Genomic DNA, 20571 nt, shown 5'->3' with positions numbered 1-20571 from the left:
TGGGACCTCCACCCTACTCAACAATCTGCCTATTCATATAATTGAGTATCGAGAAAGAGGGGCCGCGACGATGATGGCGGCATGAGAAACCACCCAGTTCCCGTAGAGGCCCTGATCGTCGTGGACGTCCAGGTGGCGTCCGTCACCGGTGCCGGGGCGCTGCCCGAGGCCGCCCGGCTGCTGGACAGGACGACGGATCTGATCGCGCGGGCCCGCGAGGGCGGGGCGGTCGTCGTCCACATCCAGAACGACGGGCCCGCCGGTGCGGGCGACGCGCCGCACACGCCCGGCTGGGAGCTCCACCACCCCGTCCAGGCCGGTCCCACGGAGACCGTGATCCGCAAGACGCACGACGACGGCTTCGAAGGGACGGCGCTGGGTGACCTGTTGACCGGCGCGGGCGTGCGGTCGCTCGCCGTCTGCGGCCTGATGTCCGAGATGTGCGTCCAGGCCACGGCCCGTACGGCGCTGGCACTGGGATACCGGGTCGTCCTGCCGTACGACGCCCACGCGACGCACGACATACCGGCGGAGCCCGGCATCAGCGAGACGGTCCCGGCCGCCGTGGTGTCCCGGGTCGCCGCATGGCCGCTCAGCGTGGACGCCGACGTCACCGTCCGGGCCGCCGACGTCACGTTCACGGCCCCGGCCGCCCGGGGGTGAGAAGCGGACCTACGCCACGGCCGCCGCGAGCGGGGAGCGGGGGGCGCGGCCCAGGAGTGCGCGCAGATCACCACCGGTCCTGGCCATGAATCCGGCGGCGATCGCGGAGTAGGTGCCGGTCAGCATCGGCACCTGGAACGCTTCGGCGCCGGAGGCGGCGAGGTGCGCGCGGGCCTGCGCGAGCGTGCCCGGTTCGTACGTGACGTGCGGGCCGTACGCCCGGGCGAGGTCGGCGCCGCCCACCGTCTCCTCACCCACGAGTTCGTGGACGCGGCCCCGATGGGCGGGTGCCTCCAGCACCACACGCACCGCCGCCTCGGCCAGGTCCGCGCGGGCGACGGCGGCCAGCCGCCCCTCACCGAGCGGGGCGGCGATCCGTCCGTCCGCCGACGGGGCCGCGAGCACCGCCAGCAGTTCCGCGTAGAGACCGTTGCGCAGCACGGTCCAGCTCAGCCCGCTCCCGCGGAGCCGCCGCTCGGTCCAGCGGTGCGGCAGCGCGTACGGGAGGTGGTCGCCGTCGGCGGTCAGGCTGGTGTACACGAGGTGACGCACCCCGGCCGCGCGCGCCGCGTCGATCGCGGCGCCGTGCCGGGCCGTGACGGCGTCGTCCTCGCCGTAGCCCGCCGAGATCATCAGCAGGACGTCCACGTCCGCGAAACCCTCGGTGAGGGAGCCCGGATCATCGAAGTCGATGCGGCGTACGGGCAAGGAGGCGGTCAGCCGCCCCGGATCGCGTGTCCCGAGAACGACGTCGTCGCGGCCCGCCAGGTGCTCGGCGACCAGCGTGCCCAGGGCGCCCGCGGCGCCGGTGACCAGGATCATCAGGGTCTCCCCGTTCAGGTAGGTTCTTTTCGGTAACCAGCACCATCCTGCGGATTCGAACCCGCTCCCGTAAGGAGGCACTTCCATGTCGGTGGGGCACACGGAGGTAACCGGGCCCGGGGAGGCGACCGGCGCGCCCGGGCAGGAGCCCGTGGTCACGTGCGGTGAGGAACACGAGGACTGCGGGATCCGCGACGTGCTCGACCGGATCGGCGACAAGTGGTCGGTCATGGTCGTGGTCGAACTCGCCTCGGGTGTCCGCCGCTTCCGTCAGCTGCAGCGCGCGGTCCCCGGGATCTCCCAGCGGATGCTGACCCTCACCGTGCGCCGGCTGGAGCGGGACGGGCTGGTGAACCGGACCGTCCACCCGACGGTGCCCCCGCAGGTCGAGTACGAACTCACCTCGATGGGCCACAGTCTGACGCACCTGGTCAAGGCCCTCGCGGACTGGTCGGCGGAGCACCGCGCCCCGATCGCCCACGCGCGCCACGCCTATGACACCGCACACCCCGACTCCGGAATCCGCTGACCGCGGTCGGAGCAACTCCCGCTGGCGTTCGACGAGTTCTACCGGACCCTCGCGCCCGGCGGTCATCTCCTGCCCGGCGGCCACCTCGGCGACGAACACCTGAGCCCGGCCCGGTCGTTCGGTCACCCGGTGTCCTACCGGTCCTACTTCCTGCCGCTGCCCCGTCTCGCCGGACTCCTGCGCAGCTCCGGCCCGATCGTCACCGCGCGGATGGAACAGGAGCCCGACGGACGGGTCAAGCGCCGCAGCGCCTGCCTTCTGGCCCGCAAGCCGGTACGCCCGTGAGCGGTCCGGCCCGCGGGATCAGGCGTAGTAGTTCACACTGACCGGACGGGTCCCGGTCCACGGCGTCCAGCCCTGCAGCGTGGCGGGCACCCCCACGCGGGTACTGCAGTTGATCACCTGGAAGTGCAGGTGCGGGGCCGTGGAGGCGCCCGTGCTCCCCGAATAGCCGACGATCCGGCCCTGCGGGACCCAGTCACCCGGTTCGTAGAACGACTGGTTCAGGTGGGCGTAGTGGGTGCACTGGCCGTTCGAGTGCCTGATGATCACCTCGATGCCGTTCTGCCAGTACGGCGACCAGTTCGAGTAGAGGATGGTGCCCCCCTGCGCGGCGGACACCTCGTACCAGGCCGGCAGCCCGAAGTCCCAGGCGTACTCGTTGTACGGGCCCGTGTGCGAGTACGTGCCCTCCGGCCCCTGGGTGACCGTGTAGGCCTCCCCCGCCGGATAGGGCATCTCGTAGTAGTAGTCCGCGGCGGCGGCGGGTGACGCTCCCACCATCGTGATGCCCACCGCTGTCAGCAGCGCACTGGCCCCTATGACCGTGCGGCGCAGCGCCGACTTGAGTCCGCTCATCTGCGTCTCCGTTCGTGTTCCACCAGAACCGGACTCCGCGTCCTGTCGGGGCGGAGGATGGCCAGAATTGACCCTGACGGTCTGTCACGCAAGGCCGCCGGGAAGAACCTGCAAGGCCCCGGATTGGTCTCGACCACTCACTCGCCGAACGTGCCGGTCCTGCGCATCGGCGCAGGCCGACGGGGTGTAACGGGGAAGCGGAGGACAAAAGTCCAGGCAGGGCGCCGAGAGCCGTCAGCCACCCCGCACACAGCGGCCGGCCGATCCGGCGGAAGATTCGGCCGGAAGGCGCGCAAACCCTCGCGGGGGAAGAAGTGCCGTCGCGAGAGCGTGGGAAGAGCGGGTCAGCTCTCGGAGGGCTCCGACCGCGTCCCCGACTCCGGCTCAGAGTCCGGCTCCGGCTCCGGCTCCGGCTCCGGCTCCGGCCCCGACGCGGCCAGTCTCCGCCGCGCGTGCGCGCGTTCGGGTTCGGTGCCGGCCAGACGCAGCGCCTCCCGGTACGCCGCCGCGGCCTCCGAACGGCGGCCGAGACGGTGCAGCAGGTCGGCCCGGGCGCTCGCGTACGGGTGGTAGGCGCGCAGCCGGGGCTCGTCGGCCAGCTCGTCGAGGAGTGCCAGGCCGGCCTCCGGGCCGTCCCGCATCGCGACGGCCACCGCCCGGTTCAGGGCGACGACCGGGGACGGGGCGAGCGCCCGCAGTACGTCGTAGAGCGCGACGATCTGCGGCCAGTCGGTGGTGGCGAGCGAGTCCGCCTCGTCATGCAGGGCGGCGATCGCGGCCTGCACCCCGTACGGGCCGGGCGGGCCGCCCTCCAGTGCGGTGACCACCAGCCGTGAGCCCTCCTCGATCATCGCGCGGTCCCAGCGGCCCCGGTCCTGGTCCTCGAGCAGCACGATCGCGCCGTCGGGTCCGGTCCTGGCCTCGCGCCGGGCGTGGACCAGCAGCATCAGGGCGAGCAGCCCGGCCGTCTCCCGCTCGGCGGGCAGCAGGGCCCGCAGGATGCGGGCCAGCCGGATGGCCTCCTGTGCCGGTCCGGTCCGCTGCAGGTGCGGGCCCGAGCTGGCGGCGTACCCCTCGGTGAAGATCGAGTAGAGGACCTGGAGAACCCCCGGCAGGCGGTCCGGCAGCTCGTCGGGCCCGGGCACGCGGAACGGGATGCGGGCCTCGCGGATCTTCCTCTTGGCCCGCACGATCCGCTGTGCCATCGTCGCCGGCGGGACGAGGAAGGCCCGCGCGACCTCGGGGGTCGTCAGGCCGGCGAGGCAGCGCAGGGTGAGCGCGCCGCGGTCCTCGGCCCCGAGCGCCGGATGGGCACAGGTGAAGAAGAGCTGCAGCCGCTCGTCGGGGAGGCCGCCGTCCGCATCGGCGGGCGGGGCCGGCCCGGCCCGTTCCGCCTCGACCTGGAGGACGGCCAGCCGGGCGGCGTACGCCTGGTCGCGGCGCAGCCGGTCGACGGCCTTGCGCCGGGCCGTCGTCAGCAGCCAGGCGCCCGGCCTGGCCGGTACGCCGTCGACCGGCCAGTGCACCAGGGCCGCCTCGATGGCCTCGGACGTGACCTCCTCGGCCAGGTCCAGATCGCCGTAACGGCGGACGAGGGAAGCCAGCAGCCGGCCGTGCTCCTCCCGGAAGACCGCGGCGACGGACGCCACGGCGGGCGGTGCGGGCCCGCGCTTCCCGGCACCGCCGGCTCCCTCGTCCATCACCGTCAGGCCCCGAAGTCGGCGACCGGGCGCACCACGACCGCCCCGCTGCCGCGCGCGCCCGGACACCGGGCGGCCCAGTCGAGGGCCGCGTCGAGATCGGGCACGTCGATGACGAGGAAGCCGCCCAGGACCTCACGGGTCTCGGCGAACGGCCCGTCCGTGACGGTCCGGTCCCCGGCGGGCCCGACCCGGACCGTCGTGGCGGTGACCAGGTCGGCGAGCGACTCCCCGGAGACCAGGATCCCGGCGTCCTTGACCTCCTTGTCGTAGATCATCCAGTCCTCGACCGTGCATTCGGCCGCGCCGCCGTTCTCGTCGGTCGCTCCGCTGTGGATCAACAGCATGTACTTCATGGTCCTGCTCCTGTCCGGCTCTGTCGTCTCCCGTACGCGTTTCCCGCGTACACCATGACGACGTACGGGGCACGCGCGTATCGACACACCCTTCGGAGATTCTCTGTCCGGCTTCTCCGCACGGGTCTGCTGAGAGGGTTCCGCCATGGCCACTCTGCCCCGGATCGCCCCCATGCTCGCCACCCCCGGACACCTGCCGCCCGCGGCCACCGACGACCGGTGGGCGTACGAGGTGAAGCAGGACGGTCAGCGGGCCGTGGCCTACCTGCCGGGGGACGGATCGCTCCAGCTGCTGGCGAGGTCAGGGGCCGACATCACCCCCGCCTACCCGGACCTCGCGGGGCTCGGGGCCGTGCTCGCCGGCGTACCCGCCGTGCTGGACGGCGAGATCGTCGCGCTGGACGGCCGGGGGCGCAGCGACTTCGAGCGGCTGCAGTCGCGGATGGGCCTGACCGGATCGCCGGCGAAGGCGGCGCGCATGGCCCGGCGGGTCCCCGCCCATCTCGTCCTGTTCGACGCCGTGTTCCTGCGCGGCAGGGAGCTCGTACCCCTGTCGTACACGGAGCGGCGCGCCGCTCTGGAGGGCCTCGGACTGGACGGGACCCACTGGTCGACGCCCGCGGCGGTCGTCGGGCACGGTGCGCAGGCCCTGGACATGACCCGGGAGGCCGGACTGGAGGGCGTGATCGCGAAGCGGCTGACCTCCGCGTACGAGCCGGGGGTGCGCTCCCGTGCGTGGATCAAGATCCGCCATGTCCGCACCATGGACGTGATCGTCGGCGGCTGGGTGCCGGGTCGCGGGCGGCTGGGCGGGCTCCCCGGGGCGCTGCTGGTCGGGGAGCGGCACGAGGGCGGCCTGCGGTACGCGGGCAGCGTCGGGACGGGGTGGAGCGACGCGGAGCGGACCAGGATCGCCGGGCTGCTCGGGGTCGCCGCGATCGACACGTGCCCCTTCGACGAGGTGCCCCCGGTCGCGGGCGCGCGGTGGGTACTGCCGCGGCTGGTCGGCGAGGTGCGGTACGCGACCCGGACCAGGGCGGGGAGGCTGCGCCAGCCCTCCTGGCACCGGCTGCGGCCCGACCTCGCGCCGGACGACCTCGCCTGACGGGCCTCAGGACGCGGTCCGCTTCCTCGCGGCCGTCTTCTTCGCCGTCTTCCCGGCCGTGCCCGTCGCCTTCGCCGTCTTCCCGGCCGTCTTCTTCCCGGCGCTCTTCTTCGCGGCCCGCTCGCGGGTGCCGGACTTCATCTCGTGCACGGTCGCGTGCTCGTCCTGCGTCGCTTCTCCCCGCGTCTCGCGCGCCGCCTTCACCGAGGCGTTGAGCGCGGCCATCAGGTCCATGACCTTCCCCGTCTCCTGCTCCTCGCCCTCGCGCGGCTCCGGCAGCTCCCTGCCCTGCGACTTGGCCGCGATCAGCTCCTCCAGGGCCTCCCGGTAGCGGTCCCGGAAGCCGGAGATGCCGTCGAGGGTCATGGTGGCGGTGAGCTGCACGGCCCGCTCGATCTCGTCCTCGTCCAGCTCGACGTCCCGGGGGGCCAGGGAGTCCGGGCTGCGGATCTCGTCCGGCCACCGCATGGCGTGCAGCACGATCGCGTCGTCCCGTACCCGCAGCAGGCCGAGCCGCTCCCGGTTGTGCCAGGCGAACTTCGCGACGGCGACCTTGTCGCTGCGCTCCAGCGCCTTGCGCAGCAGGGTGTACGGCTTCGCCGCGACCTGGCCGTCGACCGCGAGGTAGTAGCTGTCGCTGATCCGTACGGGGTCGACCGTGTCCGCGTCGACGAACGCGACGATCTCGATGGCCTTCGCCGTCGGCAGCGGCATCCGGTCGAGCTCCTCGTCCGTGACGGGCACGGTCCGGTCCTTGCCGACCTCGTACCCCTTGCCGATCTCCTCCTGCGAGAGCACCTCGCCGTCGAGCTCGCAGACCTTGCGGGTCCGGATCCGGCCCATGTCCTCCAGGTGGTACTGGTGGAAGGAGATCGAGTGGTTCTCGGTGGCGGACACCACCTTGATCGGGATGGTGACCAGCCCGAAGCTGATCGCTCCGGTCCACAGGGGCCGCGGCATCGAGTACCTCCAGACCCCCCTGGTGGCTTGGCCGGGAGGTGGACCGGGGCGCCCGGAAGGGAGAACCGACCCGAGAGGGTCAGGGCGCGCCCGGGCCACCGCCCGTAATCCCGATCCTCGCGCCGCAGCCCCGGGACCGCATGTGGATCACGGGCAGCCCGTCACCGAAGCCCCTCACCGGTGTGCGCCGCGGCCCGCCGGGCAGGCGCGGTCAGCCCTTCAGCGCGTACGCCGTGTTCGGGCCTGCCTCGATGCCGATGACGCCCGACTGCACCGTGCTGGGGACGGTGCCGGCCGCGCGTCCGCTGCCCCAGGCGATGACCTTGCCGTTCTTCAGCGCCAGGCTGTACCACTCGCCCGCCGAGATCGCCGACACCCCTGACAGGGCCTCCGCCGGCACGTTGGTCTGGCCCTGCCGGTTGTCGCCCCAGGCGATGACCTTGCCGTCCTTGAGCGCCAGGCTGTGGAAGATGCCCGCGGCGACGTCGTCCACGCCGGACTGCGCCTCGGCCGGCACCGTGATCGCACCGAAGAAGTCGCTGCCCCAGGCGATCGCCCGGCCGTCCTTCACGGCGAGCGCGGTGTAGACGCCCCCGGCCACCGCGGTGACGCCCGACAGGGCTTCGGCGGGAACGGTCGACTGGGCCGGGGTGTGGGTGCCCCAGGCGATGACCTTCCCGTCCTTCAGGGCCAGGCTGACCAAGGAGCCGGCCGCGATCGCGTCCACGCCGGACCGGGCCTCGGCGGGCACGGTCGTCTGCCCGTACTCGTTGCTGCCCCAGGCGATGACCTCGCCGTCCTTGAGCGCCAGGCTGTGGTCGTTCCCGGCCGCGATCGCGTCCACGCCCGACTGCGTCGCCGCGGGCATCGTCAGCTGCCCGTCGAAGTTCGTGCCCCAGCCCAGCACCCGGCCGTCCTTGAGCGCCAGACCGTGGTAGTAACCGCCCGCGATCGCGTCGACGCCCGACTGCGCCTCGGCCGGGACCGTCCCCTCGCTCCAGTCGTTGTTCCCGCCCCAGGCGACGACCGAGCCGGCCGCCGGCAGTGCGGCGGACGGCTCCGACGCCACCGCGGGGGCGGCGAGCAGTGCGGACAGGAGGCCGCTCATCACGAGCACCGCTCCGAAGCGGTGGCGTCGGACGAATCCGTTCGGCATGGATCAACCCTCACACGTCGTCGGTGGAACCGGATGTGCCCCCCATTCAAGTCCACCGGCCGCGCCGCCAGAGCGAGTTAATCGGCCAGTCCCGAGCGCGAGAGACGGCGGAGAGCGCCGCCCGGGTCACCTGCGCGCCACAGCTCCGGTCGCCACCGGAGGAGGGCTGCTCTTTTCATAGCTGATTTAAACAAGCTATAAATGAGCAACTTCGAGCACCATCCATCAGGAATCATGCACCTGCGAAGGAAGCCATGCCGCTCACATCCACCGGGGACATCGCACACGCCGCCCGAACGCACGCGACGGGCGTCGGCGCCTTCAACGTCGTGCAGATCGAACACGCGCAGGCCATCGTCAGCGGCGCGGAGGCGGCCGGGCTTCCGGTGATCCTGCAGATCAGCCAGAACACCGCCCGCTACCACGGCTCCCTCGAACCGATCGGACTCGCCTCGCTCGCCCTCGCGCGGGCGGCCGGCGTCCCCGTGTCCGTCCATCTCGACCACGCCGAATCGGCCGACCTGGTGCACGAGGCCGTCGGACTCGGCTTCACGTCCGTCATGTTCGACGCGTCCACACTCCCCTACGACGACAACGTCGCCGCGACCCGCGCGATCACGGAGTACTGCCACGGCCGGGGCGTCTGGGTCGAGGCGGAACTCGGCGAGGTGGGCGGCAAGGACGGGGCACACGCGCCCGGAGCACGGACCGATCCGGAGGAGGCCCGCGCGTTCGTCGGCGCCACGGCCGTCGACGCCCTCGCCGTGGCCGTCGGCAGCTCGCACGCCATGCTCACCCGGGACGCCGTCCTCGACTTCGCCCTCATCTCCCGGCTGCGGGACGCGGCGGGCGTCCCGCTGGTCCTGCACGGGTCGTCCGGTGTCGGGGACTCCGGCCTGGCCAGGGCCATCGGCGCGGGCATGACGAAGGTGAACATCTCCACCCACCTGAACAAGCTGTTCACCCGGGCCGTCCGCACCTACCTGGACGCCCACGCGGAGACGGCCGATCCCCGCACGTACCTCGGCCCGGCCCGCGACGCCGTGGCCGCGGAGGTGACACGCCTGCTGGGAGTCCTGTCCCGGCCCGCGCGATAGGGTTCGGCGGCGAACGAGGAGGCAGGCGGACGAGGAGGAACAGGTGGCGGCCCACACCCGATGGACCCGGTTGCTGGAGATTCTCGGCGACCAGGGCCATCTCGACGTGCTCGACGCAGCCGAACGCCTGGGCTGCTCCGCCGCCACGGTCCGCCGTGATCTGGACGAGCTCGCCCGGCAGAACCTCCTGACCCGCACCCGGGGCGGCGCGGTCGTGAGCACCGTCGCCTACGACCTGCCGCTGCGCTACAAGGTGGCCCGCAAGGCCGACGAGAAGCAGCGCATCGCCAGGGCCGCGGCCGAACTGATCCCCTCGGGCTCCACGGTGGGCATCAACGGGGGTACGACGACCTCCGAGGTGGCCAGGGAGCTGGCCGTACGGCCGGAGCCGGCGGGCACCGGCGGAGGCATCGCGCTGACGGTCGTGACCAACGCGATCAACATCGCCAACGAGCTCGCGGTCCGCCCCCAGATCAAGATCGTCGTCACCGGCGGTGTCGCCCGGCCGAACTCGTACGAGCTCGTCGGTCCCCTCGTCGACACCGTCCTGAGGACCCTCGCGCTGGACTACACGATCCTCGGCGTGGACGCCGTGCACCCCCGCTTCGGTGCCGCCACCCACGACGAGTCGGAGGCCGGCGCCAACCGGGCGCTCGCCGAGTGCGCCGGCACCGTGATCGTGGTGGCCGACTCCTCCAAGCTCGGGCGCCGGGCCTTCGCCCAGGTGTGCGAGACGGCCGCCGTGTCGATCCTGGTCACGGACAAGGACGCCCCCGAGGACATCGTCGAGGAGTTCACCGCCCTCGGCATCGAGGTGCTGCGCGTCTGACGGCCTCCCGACGCCGCGTCAGCGGCAGTCCTCCGGGGGGACGGCCTCCAGGTGTGGACCGGTCCCGGACCTGCCCCGCCCTTACCGCCCCGCCGCCGGGGGAACCCGGGGCGGCGCGTTAGCCTCGGAGTCCTCGACCTGTACGACGGAGACGAAGGAAACGAAGGTGGCGGCGATGGCGAAGGTTCCGGCAGCGGCGGTGGCGGCGAGCGGGCTCGTCGGTGGGTACGCAATCGCCCGGTGGACCGGGAAGCGCCCCCTGGGCGGGGTCGCGCTGGCCGCCGCCGGATCGGTGGCCGCGTACGAGTGGAACCGGCAGGCCGGGACCCGGGCGGCCGTCGGGCTGAGCGTCGCGTACGTCGCCGCGTTCGCCGGATCGCACCCGCTCGCCAAGAAGGTCGGCGCCTGGCCCGCGGTGTTCGCCGTGGCCGGCGGCGTGGCGGCGGCCTCGTGGGCGGTCACGCGTCGCGGCGCCTGACGCCGCACCTGCCGAGAGAGCTCGTGCCGGGAGATGGAACACGGGCGCCGCGGGGTGCGTGCTGAACGGCGACTCCCCGCGTGACCCGGGGGGGTGCCCGTACGACAGGACGGGCACCCCCGGAGCCTTCCCCAGGACCGGTACAGCCCCGCGAGCGCCGTCAGGCGCCCAGCGCCCGCGAGAGCGAATAGATCACCAGACCGGCCAGCGCACCCACCACCGTGCCGTTGATCCGGATGAACTGCAGGTCCCGGCCGATGTTCGCCTCGATCTTCTTCGACGTCTGATGCGCGTCCCAGCCGGCGACGGTGTCGCTGATCAGCGAGGTGATCTCGGTGCGGTACGTCGTGACGACATACACCGCGGCGTCCTCCAGCCAGCCCTCCAGCTTGGCCTGCAGCCGGTCGTCCGTCGCCAGCCTGGCGCCCAGCGACATGAGTGAGGCCCTGGCCCGCAGGCGCAGTTCGCTCCGCTCGTCCTCGGCCGCCGCGATGATCATCGTACGGACGGAGGACCACGCCGAGGCGATGACATCCTGGACCTCACCGCGCCCCAGGATCTCCGACTTCAGCCGCTCCACCCGGGCCCGGGTGTCCGTGTCCGTCTGGAGGTCGGCGGCGAAGTCCGTCAGGAACGAGTCGATCGAGCCGCGCGCCGGGTGGCCCGGCATGTCACGCATCTCCGTGACGAAGCGCAGCAGCTCCTTGTAGACCCGCTCCCCCACCCGCTTGTCGACGAACCGGGGCGTCCAGCCCGGCGCCCCGCCCTGCACCGCGTCCATCACGGACTCGCTGTGCTCGACCAGCCAGTCGTGCGCCCGTGCGCAGACGAGGTCGACGACCCTGCGGTGGCCGCCGTCCGCGACGATCCTCTCCAGCATCTTCCCCATGCCCGGACCGACTTCCGCCGCGTTCGCCCGCCGGGTGATCGCCTCGCCGACCACCGCCTGGACGTCGGAGTCCCGCAGCACCGTCAGCGCACCGCGCAGCGCGGTGGCCAGCTCGGCCGTGACCCGGTCGGCGTGCTCCGGCCGGGCCAGCCAGGATCCGAGCCGCGCACCGACGCCCAGGGCGTGAATTCGGTCACGAACGACGTCTCCGGAGAGAAAGTTCTCCCCCACGAAGGAACCGAGTGACTCCCCGAGCTGGTCCTTCTTGGTGGGAATGATGGCGGTGTGGGGGATGGGCAGGCCGAGCGGGCGCCGGAAGAGCGCCGTGACGGCGAACCAGTCCGCCAGCGCACCGACCATCCCCGCCTCGGCAGCCGCTGCGACGTAGCCCGGCCAGCCCCCCACACCCGAGTTCTTCGCCCAGGTGGCGAGGACGTACACGAGCGCGACGAACAGGAGCAGACCCGTGGCCGTGGCCTTCATGCGGCGCACACCGCGCTGCTTCTCCTCGTCGGCGGCGGTGTACGCGAACACGGCGAGCGGCGCCGCGGCCCGCCGCCCGGTGCCGCCCGGAGCCGCCGTCCGGTCCCCCGCGCCCTCCGGCCCTGTCACGTCGACGTGCCCGGGCGCGAGGGTCCGCGCCCCCGGCTCACCACCGGGCCCGGCCTCCGGTGCCGGCCCGGGCCCGCCGGGGTCACCGCCCCCCGCTCCGGGTTCCGTTCCCTGCCCCGCGTCCTGTTCCATCCGCTCCACCCGTCCGCGTACGCGTCACCCCGTGCCGTACGCATTGTCCCTACCTCACCTACTCCCGGGCCGCACGTCGAGTTCCCCAGGGCCTGTCGCATCATGGGACCAGCCCGAACACCGCAAGGAGAAACACCGCACATGCCCAGGCGCCAGGGGTATGCCCTGCTCATCGCCCTCGTCGCAGGAACCGCCGTGCTCGCCGCCGCCATCGCGTTCGGCACCTCACTGCTGACCGCACCACGGCAGCCGCCGACCATCGCGCAGGCGGCGGCGCACAACCCCGCGGCACCGGCCAACTCCACCGGCACCTGGGTCGTCACCTGGACCGGAGCACCCGTCAGCGGCGAGCCGGACACCGCCTACGGCTTCCCCGGCCGCACCATCCGCAACATCGTGCACACCAGCGTCGGCGGTGACGCCGCCCGCATCACCCTGTCCAACCTCTTCGGCGCGGCTCCCCTCGTCATCGAGCAGGCCACCGTCGACACCCGCCCGGTGACCTTCCGCGGCCTGCCCACCGTCACGGTCGCCGCGGGCGGGCAGATCGTCAGCGACCCGGTCGTCGTCCCCGTCGCACCCGACGCCGATCTCGTCGTCGCCCTGCGCACCCCGCGGGCCGGCGGGCCCGTCACCCACCATCCGCACGCCCACCAGACGTCCTACCTGGCCGACGCCGACGGCACCTGGCGGACCGCGACGTGGCGCTACCTGACCGCCGTCGACGTCCGCAACGACACCTCACCGGGTGCCGTCGTCGTGATCGGTGACTCGCTCACGGCGGGCAGCGGCTCCACCACCGACGCCAACAGCCGCTGGACGGACGTCCTCTCCGACCGGCTGGACCACCGCTACGGAATCGCCAACCAGGGCATCGCGGGCAACCGCCTCCTGCGCGACAGCCCGCGCGAGGTGAACGGCCGCGGCGGCCCGGCCGGCGTCCACCGCTTCGAGCGCGACGTGCTCTCCGTCGCCGGCGCGCGGACCGTGATCATCGCCCTCGGCATCAACGACGTGCAGCAGGCCCCCCAGGAGCCGGACCCGCAACGCGTCGTGGACGGACTGCGCTCCCTCACGGAACGGGCCCACGCACGCGGGCTGCGGGTCGTCGGGACGACGCTGACGCCGTTCCGGGGCTTCGCCACCTGGACACCCGAACGCAACGCCGTACGCCTCGCGGTCAACGAACAGATCCGGACCGGACGGGTCTTCGACGACTTCGTCGACTTCGACCGGGCCGTGCGCGACCCCTACGCACCCGACCGGATCCTGCCCGCCTACGACTCCGGCGACCGGCTCCACTTCAACGACACCGGCTACCGGACCCTGGGCCGGCTCGTCGACCTCGCCACCGTGGCCGGAACACCGAAGTCCGACCGGTTCTGACCGCGCCCTCCCCCGGACGCCTCCCCGGGAGAACGCTCCCGGGACCGTTCTCAGAAACCGTCGGGCTTCTCCAGGCGCCGCCGCTCCGTCTCCTCGATGCGCTGCCGCTGCGCCTTGCTCCACTTGCGGTCCACGCCGACCCCGCCCATCAGGGCGAAGCCGGTCACCCGCACCCGCGGCGCGTCCGGAGCCGGGTCGCCGTAGTCGGCGTCCTTCGTCTGCTCGTCGAAACCGCCCATGATCCCGATGCCGTTGACCTGGAGGTGGACGTTCGGCGGGACCTTCACCAGCATCCCGCCCATGATCGTGAAACAGCGGATGACGACGTCGCGCTCCTCGAAGTCCGCCTCGCGCAGATCGATCTCGCCCCCGCCCCACATCGCGAACGCGGTGAACGTCCGCCCCACCGTCCAACGGCCCTTGCGGCTGAAACCGCCCCAGAAGGCGAACCCTCCCGAAGACGTCGCGGGCCCGCCGATACGCCTCGGCCAGTCGTCGGACGTCCCCGGGACCGGCGCGGTCGACGGGGCGCCCAGGGGCGCGACCGCCGTACCCGGCACCGGGAGATCGCTCACCAGTGGCTCCAACTCCCCGTGCGTACGCGCCTTGTACGTCGCGTCGAGCCGCTGCTCGAACTCGTCCATCTGCAGCCGGCCCTCGGCCACGGCCTCCCGCAGGGTCTCGGCGACCCGCTCGCGTTCCGCATCGGAAGCACGCATGTCCGGACGTTCATTTGTCATACCGCGCAGCCTATAGAGCAACCCGAAGACGGGCCTAAGGGCTGTCCCGCAATTCCTGGTGGATCAGCGCGCGGCGTCAGATGCGGTGCATCGCAAGGCGGAGGGACGCCCGAATACTGGACGTATTCGGGCGTTCCGACAACGCGGCGAGGTGCCGTAGCTGTCGTCGCGCGCCCGCCAGGAGTTGCGGGACAGCCCTTAGGGACGCGGATCCGACACGTACATCTTCGCGATCACGGCCTCGATGTCCGGCTCCCGCACCGAAAGGTCCACCAGCGGATAGTCCGCCGCGATGCGCGCCACCAGCGGAGCCGCGGACGCCGACGCGGGAAACGCCAGCCACTGCCGGGGCCCCTCCACCTTCACCACCCGCACCGAAGGCTCCGACGCCAGCTCGATCGGCGGAAGCACCCGCTCCAGATCGACCACCAGCGTGCGCTCGCTCTCCCCCACCCCGTGCAGCCCCGCCAGATCGCCGTCGTACACGAGACGGCCGTGGTCGATCACCATCACCCGCTCGCAGAGCTGCTCGATGTCGGTCAGATCGTGCGTGGTCAACAGCACGGTCGTGGACCGCTCCGCGTTCAAGTCCCGCAGGAACTCGCGCACCTTGGCCTTCGAGATCACGTCCAGCCCGATCGTCGGCTCGTCCAGGTACAGCACCTCGGGATCGTGCAGCAGCGCCGCCGCGATGTCGCCCCGCATCCGCTGCCCCAGCGACAACTGCCGCACCGGTACGTCCAACAACGGTCCCAGATCGAGAAGTTCCACACAGCGGTCCAGGTTCTCCCGGAAGCGGCGGTCCGGGATCCGGTACATCCGGTGCATCAGCCGGTACGAGTCACGCAGCGGCAGGTCCCACCACAGCGTCGTGCGCTGCCCGAACACCACCCCGATCCGGTGCGCCAGCCTCGTACGCTCCCGCGAAGGGTCGATGCCGGCGACCCGCAGCCGGCCGCCGCTCGGGGTGAGGATCCCGGTCAGCATCTTGATCGTCGTCGACTTGCCCGCCCCGTTCGGGCCGATGTACCCGACCATCTCACCGCGCGGCACCCGGAAGCTGATGCCGTCCACCGCACGCACCTCGTGCCGCTCCCTGCGCAGGAAGCCCGTCCTGCGGCGTACGTCGAAGACCTTCTCGACGCCGTCCAGCTCGATGAAGTCCATGTCCACGCCCACTCCTCAGCTCCCCGTGCTGCGATACGCCCGCAGCCCCGCCCGCCAGGCCAGTCCCGCAAGCACCCAGCACAGCCCCGCCACCAACGGCGGCAGGAACGCCGCCCACTCGGGCAGCCCCAACGGATAGTCCCGGTCCAGCACGTACAGCGCGGGCAGCCAGCTCACGAACGCCAGCGGCACCACGAACGTCACCCCGCGCACCAGGTCCTTCGCGAAGATCGACGGCGGGTACTGGAGCAGCGTCGTCCCCCCGTACGTGAAGGAGCTCTGCACCTCCGCCGCGTCCTGCGCGAAGAACTGGAACGCCGCCCCCGCCACGAACACCGCCCCGAAGATCGCCGCCCCGCTCAGCACCATCAGCGGCAGCATCAGCACCTTCAGCGGCGTCCACGCGATGTCGAGCGTCACCAGCGCATAGCCGAACACCAGCAGCCCCTGCGTGACCCGCCCCAGCCTGCGCAGCGCGAACCTGTCCGCCGCCACCTGTGCCAGCACTGGGACGGGCCGCACCAGCAGTGTGTCGAACGTCCCGTCACGCACCCGCCGTCCCAGCCGGTCCATCGACCCCAGCAGCAGATCGGACAGCCCGAACGCCGTCGCCGATGCCCCGTACAGCAACGCGATCTCCGGCAGCGCATAGCCGCCCAGCGCGTCGACGTGAGCGAACATCAGCATGATCGTCACGAAGTCGAACGCCGTCACCATGAAGTTCCCGAGCGTCGTCATCACGAACGACGCGCGGTAGGCCATCGTCGAGCGCAGCCACATCGCCACGATCAGCCCGTACGCCCGGACCCCCTCCACCAGCCGCGACCGGTCCTCGAACGCGACCTCCGGGAGGTGGTGCGGCTCCCCCGCGGCCACCCTCTCCGCCTGGACCTCAGCCACCCTGGACCACCACCCTCCTGGTCGCCACCGACTGCAGCAGCCGCCCCGCGAGCAGCAGCGTCACCGCCCATCCCGCCTGGAAGGCGTACGCCCGCACCAGGCCCCACCCCGTGTGCCTGCCGAGGAACACATCGGCAGGCACCTGCAGCAGCGACGACCAGGGCAGGGCGCGCGCCACCTCACCCAGCGCCCCGGGGAACAGGTTCAGCGGCAGCAGCATCCCCGAGAAGAACAACCCCGCCAGCCAGGCGATCTGCATCGCGCCCGCCCCGTCCATCAGCCAGAACGCCGACAGGGACACCAGGAAGCGCACCGCGAAACTGACCACGACACCCAGCGCCACCGACACCAGGAAGGCCAGCCACGTCCACGGCGACCCCGGCAGCGCCAGGTCGAAGACCAGCGCCCCCAGCAGCATGGGCACGATCCCGCGCCCCAGCAGGTGGAACGCGGCCCGGCCCAGGTCCCCGGCCATCCACCACAGCTGGAGATCGACCGGCCGGTACAGGTCGACCGCGATGTCCCCCGTCCGGATGCGCTCCATCAGCTCGTCCTCGAAGCCGCCGCCCATCAGCGCACAGGTCATCAGCAGCGCCTGGCCCAGCCACACATAGGTCAGCGCCTGGGACACGTCGTAGCCGCCGAGCTGCGGACGCGCGTCCCACAGGGCGATATAGGTGTACGCCATGATGAAACCGAAGACGGTGTTGGTGAACACCCCCGCCGCCGTCGCCACCCGGTACGTGGCATACCGCCGGAATCCACCGGCCGCCACCACCGCATAGAGCCGCACCGCGCCCCCCTCCCCCCAGCTCACCGGGCCAAAGCGCACGACCCTAGTCCAGGACTGGCAGCCGCCGCGACCCCTTTATCCGCAGAGGATCCGGTGCATATCACCCCGAAAAGGGCACTATGGGATAACTGCCCGCAGCCGAGGAGCCTCCACAGCCATGAGCCACGAGCAACCACAGCCCGGCGGAGACCACCCGGAGCCAGGCCGGAAGGGTCACGGCGGCTGGCCGCCACGGGACCCCACCACCGCGGCGACCACCCGGAACGCTCGGCCCTCGGACGGCGCACACGACCGCAAGGGGCGCACAAGACGCGCTGAACGGCCCAGACGCACCGGTTGGCGCCGGGCGGTCCCCACCTGGCGCATGACCCTCGGAGGCGCGCTCCTCCTCGGCCTGCTCCTCATCGGCGCGTTCTTCGCCGGATACCAGCTCGTCGGCATCCCCGCCGCCAACGCCAGTGCCACCGCCCAGTCCAACGTCTACCTCTACACCGACGGCAGCGTCATCGCGCGCGACGGCGAAGTCAACCGGGAGAACATCCCGCTCCACCGGATCCCCCGCACCGTCCAGCACGCCGTACTCGCCGCCGAGGACCGGGACTTCTACTCCGAGCCCGCCATCGACGTCAAAGCCATGACCCGCGCAGGCTGGAACACCCTCACGGGCAAGGGCCGCCAGGGCGGCTCCACCATCACCCAGCAGTACGTCAAGAACTACTACCTCGGCCAGGAGCAGACCCTCGTCCGCAAGGCCAAGGAATTCTTCATCTCGATCAAACTCGGCCGCGAACAGAGCAAGGACGAGATCCTCGAGGGCTACCTCAACACCAGCTACTTCGGCCGCAACTCCTACGGCATCCAGGCCGCCTCCCACGCGTACTACGGCAAGAACGCCGAAGACCTCGACACCGGCGAAGGCGCCTACCTCGCCTCGCTGCTCAACGCCCCCAGCGCCTACGACGTCGTGGCCCACCCCGAGAACAGGGCCGCGGCCCTCGCCCGCTGGAGCTACGTACTCGACGGCATGGTCAAGGAGGACTGGCTCGGCACCGCCGAACGCACCGCGATGACCTTCCCCGTCCCCGGCCCGGCCAAGCCCGCCACCGCGCTCTCCGGCCAGCGCGGCTACCTCGTCCAGGCCGTCGAGGACTACCTCACCGGCAACAGGATCGTCGACGAGAACACCCTCGCCACCGGTGGCTACCGCATCACCACCACCCTCCAGAAGAAGAAGCAGAAGGCCCTCGTCGGAGCCGTCGAGGACAACGTCCTGTCCCGGACCAGCGAGGACCGTGAGGCAGACCGCAACGTCCGCGTCGGCGGCGCCTCCATCGCGCCCGCCACCGGACACGTCGTCGCCATGTACGGCGGCATCGACTACACCAGGCAGTTCGTCAACAACGCGACCCGCCGCGACTACCAGGTCGGCTCCACCTTCAAGCCCTTCGTCCTCGCCGCCGCCGTCGCCAACGGATCCACCACCCAGGACGACCGGGCCATCACCCCCAACACCCGCTACGACGGCACCAACGAACGCACCGTCCAGAGCTCCGCCGGATCCACCGGCTACGCGCCCGCCAACGAGGACGACGTCGACTACGGCTCCCTCACCGTCCGCGAGGCCACCGACAAGTCCGTCAACGCCGTCTACGCGCAGATGGCCCAGGACGTCGGCCCCGCCGAGGTCAAGGACACGGCGATCGCCCTCGGCATCCCCGGGACCACCCCCGACCTCACCGCGTCCCCCTCGATCGCCCTCGGCCCCGCCACCGCCAGCGTCGTCGACATGACCGCCGCCTACGCCACCCTCGCCGACCACGGCAGACAACGGGCGTACACCCTCGTCACCAAGGTCAGCAAGAACGGCACCGACCTCCGCCTGCCCACCCGCAACACCCGGCAGGCCGTCAGCCGCGAAGCGGCCGACACCACCACCTCCGTCCTGCGGAGCGTCGTCGAAGGCGGCACGGGCACCGCCGCCCGCGCCGCGAACCGCCCCGCCGCGGGCAAGACCGGCACCGCCGAGGAGGACAAGGCCGCCTGGTTCGCCGGCTACACCCCCGACCTCGCCACCGTCATCGCCGTCATGGGCCAGGATCCCGACACCGGCGTGCAGAAGCCGCTGTACGGAGCCCTCGGCCTCGCCCGCATGAACGGCGGCGGCCCACCCGCCCGGACCTGGGCCGCGTACACCGCCGCCGCACTCGAATCCAGCGAGGTACAGGACTTCGAGCTGGAAGCCGAGGAAGGCCCGGAAGAGCCCGACCCCGACGAGGAAACCGAGGACACGGGCGAAACCGCGAAGCCCGACGAGGAGCAGGCGGAAGAGGCCGGCACCACCGCCTCCCCCGCGTCGGACGCGCCCGGCCGCCGCACCGACCCCACGGACACCCCGGAAACCCCCGCCACCACCACCCCGGCCCGGACAGCCCCGCCCGCGCCCGTCGGCAGGGCACCCGCACCCACCGCCCCGGCGGGCGCACCCGAGCGCGACCGCTTCGAGGACGACGGCTCCGTCGAAGGCGCCCGAGGCCCCGGCCGCTGACCCGTCAGTGCCCGGACGTCGCCTTCAGCCCCACCACGGCCACCAGCAGCAGACAGACGAAGAAGATCCGGGCGGCCGTCACCGGCTCGTGCAGCACCACCATGCCCAGCACCGCCGCGCCCGCCGCACCGATCCCGACCCACACCCCGTACGCCGTACCGATCGGCAGCGTCTTCGCCGCCTGCGACAGCAGCACCATGCTGGCCACGATCCCGAGCCCGGTGAACACACTCGGCCACAGCCGCGTGAACCCCTCGGTGTACTTCATCCCGATCGACCAGCCCACTTCCAGCAGACCGGCCACGATCAACAGAACCCACGCCACGACAGCACCTCCACGACCGAACACGCGAACCACGGGTGCGTCGTCTTTGCGGAAACCCGGTACGGCGCGTCTCGTCGGGGGTCGGCCCACCGTAGCAAGACGGAGCAGACAGCGAAAAGGCCTGGTGACAGCAGTCACCAGGCCACTCACCCAGGCAGGGGTCCGGACTGCGGACCCGGACTACAGATACAGCCCGGTCGAATCCACCGACCCCTCGAACCGGTCCGCGGCCACCGCGTGCAGATCCCGCTCCCGCATCAGCACATACGCCACGCCGCGCACCTCGACCTCCGCACGGTCCTCCGGGTCGTACAGCACCCGGTCACCCGGCTCCACGGTCCGCACGTTCTGACCGACCGCGACCACCTCGGCCCACGCCAGACGCCGGCCGACCGCCGCCGTCGCCGGAATCAGGATGCCGCCGCCCGAACGCCGCTCGCCCTCGGGCGAATCGGACCGGACCAGCACACGGTCGTGCAGCATCCGGATGGGCAGCTTGTCGTCGGTGTTGTTGCTCACGCACCGAAAC

At 71.9% G+C, this 20571-nt stretch carries 22 protein-coding genes and 1 riboswitch; of the genes, 9 read left to right on the top strand and 13 right to left on the bottom strand.

From position 1 onward, the window contains the following. Window positions 1–81 precede the first annotated feature (81 nt). Complete coding sequence (locus AB0F38_RS00710; RefSeq protein WP_361884712.1) at window positions 82–663, top strand: isochorismatase family protein; 582 nt, start codon at window positions 82–84, stop codon at window positions 661–663. Between the two features lie 9 nt (window positions 664–672). Here AB0F38_RS00710 and AB0F38_RS00705 read toward each other — a convergent pair whose 3' ends face one another. Further along, window positions 673–1485 (bottom strand): NAD(P)H-binding protein, encoded by an 813-nt coding sequence (locus tag AB0F38_RS00705; RefSeq protein WP_361884710.1) that lies wholly within the window; start codon window positions 1483–1485, stop codon window positions 673–675. 85 nt (window positions 1486–1570) lie between these two features. Here AB0F38_RS00705 and AB0F38_RS00700 point away from each other — a divergent pair, with 85 nt between their 5' ends. Both AB0F38_RS00700 and AB0F38_RS00695 read left to right on the top strand, forming a co-directional pair. After that, the gene (locus tag AB0F38_RS00700) at window positions 1571–2014 is read left to right on the top strand and encodes a helix-turn-helix domain-containing protein (RefSeq protein ID WP_361884708.1); all 444 of its coding nucleotides are present in this window, start codon (window positions 1571–1573) and stop codon (window positions 2012–2014) included. A 129-nt stretch (window positions 2015–2143) separates the two neighbouring features. Then, window positions 2144–2299: a hypothetical protein gene (locus AB0F38_RS00695; RefSeq protein WP_361884706.1), complete on the top strand. Its 156-nt coding sequence runs from the start codon at window positions 2144–2146 to the stop codon at window positions 2297–2299. 18 nt (window positions 2300–2317) lie between these two features. Here the strand turns inward: AB0F38_RS00695 and AB0F38_RS00690 are convergent, their stop codons facing one another. The 3 genes from AB0F38_RS00690 to AB0F38_RS00680 form a co-directional block, all read right to left on the bottom strand. Further along, window positions 2318–2872 (bottom strand): M23 family metallopeptidase, encoded by a 555-nt coding sequence (locus AB0F38_RS00690; protein WP_361884704.1) that lies wholly within the window; start codon window positions 2870–2872, stop codon window positions 2318–2320. A gap of 344 nt (window positions 2873–3216) precedes the next feature. Continuing rightward, a complete protein-coding gene (locus AB0F38_RS00685; RefSeq protein ID WP_361884702.1) occupies window positions 3217–4572 on the bottom strand; it encodes an RNA polymerase sigma factor in 1356 nt (451 codons plus the stop codon). A gap of 5 nt (window positions 4573–4577) precedes the next feature. Continuing rightward, entirely contained in the window at window positions 4578–4928 is a 351-nt protein-coding gene (locus tag AB0F38_RS00680; protein ID WP_361884700.1) for a YciI family protein, read from the bottom strand. A 145-nt stretch (window positions 4929–5073) separates the two neighbouring features. On the opposite strand from AB0F38_RS00680, the gene AB0F38_RS00675 reads away from it, so the two are divergent. Then, entirely contained in the window at window positions 5074–6033 is a 960-nt protein-coding gene (locus tag AB0F38_RS00675; protein WP_361884698.1) for an ATP-dependent DNA ligase, read from the top strand. 6 nt (window positions 6034–6039) lie between these two features. On the opposite strand, the gene AB0F38_RS00670 is transcribed toward AB0F38_RS00675, so the two are convergent. After that, window positions 6040–6993 (bottom strand): Ku protein, encoded by a 954-nt coding sequence (locus AB0F38_RS00670; protein WP_361884696.1) that lies wholly within the window; start codon window positions 6991–6993, stop codon window positions 6040–6042. A 211-nt stretch (window positions 6994–7204) separates the two neighbouring features. Next, window positions 7205–8149, bottom strand: a complete 945-nt coding sequence (locus AB0F38_RS00665) for a hypothetical protein (protein ID WP_361884695.1) — start codon at window positions 8147–8149, stop codon at window positions 7205–7207. 254 nt (window positions 8150–8403) lie between these two features. On the opposite strand from AB0F38_RS00665, the gene AB0F38_RS00660 reads away from it, so the two are divergent. The 3 genes from AB0F38_RS00660 to AB0F38_RS00650 all read left to right on the top strand — a co-directional run bounded on the left by AB0F38_RS00660 (window position 8404) and on the right by AB0F38_RS00650 (window position 10553). Continuing rightward, window positions 8404–9246 carry a class II fructose-bisphosphate aldolase gene (locus AB0F38_RS00660; RefSeq protein WP_361884694.1) on the top strand — a complete coding sequence of 281 codons (843 nt, stop codon included), beginning with the start codon at window positions 8404–8406 and terminating at the stop codon, window positions 9244–9246. A 43-nt stretch (window positions 9247–9289) separates the two neighbouring features. Next, window positions 9290–10075: a DeoR/GlpR family DNA-binding transcription regulator gene (locus tag AB0F38_RS00655; protein ID WP_361884693.1), complete on the top strand. Its 786-nt coding sequence runs from the start codon at window positions 9290–9292 to the stop codon at window positions 10073–10075. A gap of 175 nt (window positions 10076–10250) precedes the next feature. Further along, window positions 10251–10553, top strand: coding sequence for a hypothetical protein (locus AB0F38_RS00650; RefSeq protein ID WP_361884692.1), 303 nt, complete (start codon window positions 10251–10253; stop codon window positions 10551–10553). Window positions 10554–10713: 160 nt separating this feature from the next. On the opposite strand, the gene AB0F38_RS00645 is transcribed toward AB0F38_RS00650, so the two are convergent. Beyond that, complete coding sequence (locus tag AB0F38_RS00645; protein ID WP_361884691.1) at window positions 10714–12186, bottom strand: DUF445 domain-containing protein; 1473 nt, start codon at window positions 12184–12186, stop codon at window positions 10714–10716. Window positions 12187–12327: 141 nt separating this feature from the next. Between AB0F38_RS00645 and AB0F38_RS00640 the strand changes: the two genes are divergently transcribed. Beyond that, a complete protein-coding gene (locus AB0F38_RS00640; protein WP_361884690.1) occupies window positions 12328–13572 on the top strand; it encodes an SGNH/GDSL hydrolase family protein in 1245 nt (414 codons plus the stop codon). Window positions 13573–13622: 50 nt separating this feature from the next. On the opposite strand, the gene AB0F38_RS00635 is transcribed toward AB0F38_RS00640, so the two are convergent. The 4 genes from AB0F38_RS00635 to AB0F38_RS00620 form a co-directional block, all read right to left on the bottom strand. Then, window positions 13623–14291: a DUF1707 domain-containing protein gene (locus AB0F38_RS00635; protein WP_361884689.1), complete on the bottom strand. Its 669-nt coding sequence runs from the start codon at window positions 14289–14291 to the stop codon at window positions 13623–13625. Window positions 14292–14510: 219 nt separating this feature from the next. After that, a complete protein-coding gene (locus tag AB0F38_RS00630) occupies window positions 14511–15479 on the bottom strand; it encodes an ABC transporter ATP-binding protein (protein WP_361884688.1) in 969 nt (322 codons plus the stop codon). Between the two features lie 15 nt (window positions 15480–15494). After that, on the bottom strand, window positions 15495–16355 hold the full coding sequence (locus AB0F38_RS00625; RefSeq protein WP_361886686.1) for an ABC transporter permease: 861 nt from the start codon (window positions 16353–16355) through the stop codon (window positions 15495–15497). A 16-nt stretch (window positions 16356–16371) separates the two neighbouring features. Beyond that, entirely contained in the window at window positions 16372–17172 is an 801-nt protein-coding gene (locus AB0F38_RS00620) for an ABC-2 family transporter protein (protein ID WP_361884687.1), read from the bottom strand. Between the two features lie 157 nt (window positions 17173–17329). Between AB0F38_RS00620 and AB0F38_RS00615 the strand changes: the two genes are divergently transcribed. Continuing rightward, on the top strand, window positions 17330–19717 hold the full coding sequence (locus AB0F38_RS00615) for a transglycosylase domain-containing protein (RefSeq protein WP_361884686.1): 2388 nt from the start codon (window positions 17330–17332) through the stop codon (window positions 19715–19717). Window positions 19718–19721: 4 nt separating this feature from the next. Here the strand turns inward: AB0F38_RS00615 and AB0F38_RS00610 are convergent, their stop codons facing one another. Further along, window positions 19722–20042, bottom strand: a complete 321-nt coding sequence (locus AB0F38_RS00610) for a multidrug efflux SMR transporter (protein ID WP_361884685.1) — start codon at window positions 20040–20042, stop codon at window positions 19722–19724. A 34-nt stretch (window positions 20043–20076) separates the two neighbouring features. After that, window positions 20077–20139: riboswitch (guanidine-III (ykkC-III) riboswitch) on the bottom strand. An 83-nt stretch (window positions 20140–20222) separates the two neighbouring features. Next, window positions 20223–20561 (bottom strand): co-chaperone GroES, encoded by a 339-nt coding sequence (locus AB0F38_RS00605; RefSeq protein WP_361884684.1) that lies wholly within the window; start codon window positions 20559–20561, stop codon window positions 20223–20225. Window positions 20562–20571: the final 10 nt, after the last annotated feature.

Source organism: Streptomyces sp. NPDC025273 (genome assembly GCF_040638585.1).
GTDB classification, from domain to species: Bacteria; Actinomycetota; Actinomycetes; order Streptomycetales; family Streptomycetaceae; genus Streptomyces; species Streptomyces cinereorectus.
The sequence above is the reverse complement of the archived record's forward strand: the minus strand, read 5'-3'. Positions and strand labels throughout refer to the sequence as shown.

Bases quoted from the DNA above. Each gene is read 5' to 3' on its own strand.
- AB0F38_RS00710 (WP_361884712.1), top strand. From the start codon at position 82: ATGAGAAACCACCCAGTTCCCGTAGAGGCCCTGATCGTCGTGGACGTC.
- AB0F38_RS00705 (WP_361884710.1), bottom strand. From the start codon at position 1,485: ATGATCCTGGTCACCGGCGCCGCGGGCGCCCTGGGCACGCTGGTCGCC.
- AB0F38_RS00700 (WP_361884708.1), top strand. From the start codon at position 1,571: ATGTCGGTGGGGCACACGGAGGTAACCGGGCCCGGGGAGGCGACCGGC.
- AB0F38_RS00690 (WP_361884704.1), bottom strand. From the start codon at position 2,872: ATGAGCGGACTCAAGTCGGCGCTGCGCCGCACGGTCATAGGGGCCAGT.
- AB0F38_RS00685 (WP_361884702.1), bottom strand. From the start codon at position 4,572: ATGGACGAGGGAGCCGGCGGTGCCGGGAAGCGCGGGCCCGCACCGCCC.
- AB0F38_RS00680 (WP_361884700.1), bottom strand. From the start codon at position 4,928: ATGAAGTACATGCTGTTGATCCACAGCGGAGCGACCGACGAGAACGGC.
- AB0F38_RS00675 (WP_361884698.1), top strand. From the start codon at position 5,074: ATGGCCACTCTGCCCCGGATCGCCCCCATGCTCGCCACCCCCGGACAC.
- AB0F38_RS00670 (WP_361884696.1), bottom strand. From the start codon at position 6,993: ATGCCGCGGCCCCTGTGGACCGGAGCGATCAGCTTCGGGCTGGTCACC.
- AB0F38_RS00665 (WP_361884695.1), bottom strand. From the start codon at position 8,149: ATGCCGAACGGATTCGTCCGACGCCACCGCTTCGGAGCGGTGCTCGTG.
- AB0F38_RS00660 (WP_361884694.1), top strand. From the start codon at position 8,404: ATGCCGCTCACATCCACCGGGGACATCGCACACGCCGCCCGAACGCAC.
- AB0F38_RS00650 (WP_361884692.1), top strand. From the start codon at position 10,251: ATGGCGAAGGTTCCGGCAGCGGCGGTGGCGGCGAGCGGGCTCGTCGGT.
- AB0F38_RS00645 (WP_361884691.1), bottom strand. From the start codon at position 12,186: ATGGAACAGGACGCGGGGCAGGGAACGGAACCCGGAGCGGGGGGCGGT.
- AB0F38_RS00640 (WP_361884690.1), top strand. From the start codon at position 12,328: ATGCCCAGGCGCCAGGGGTATGCCCTGCTCATCGCCCTCGTCGCAGGA.
- AB0F38_RS00635 (WP_361884689.1), bottom strand. From the start codon at position 14,291: ATGCGTGCTTCCGATGCGGAACGCGAGCGGGTCGCCGAGACCCTGCGG.
- AB0F38_RS00630 (WP_361884688.1), bottom strand. From the start codon at position 15,479: ATGGACTTCATCGAGCTGGACGGCGTCGAGAAGGTCTTCGACGTACGC.
- AB0F38_RS00615 (WP_361884686.1), top strand. From the start codon at position 17,330: ATGAGCCACGAGCAACCACAGCCCGGCGGAGACCACCCGGAGCCAGGC.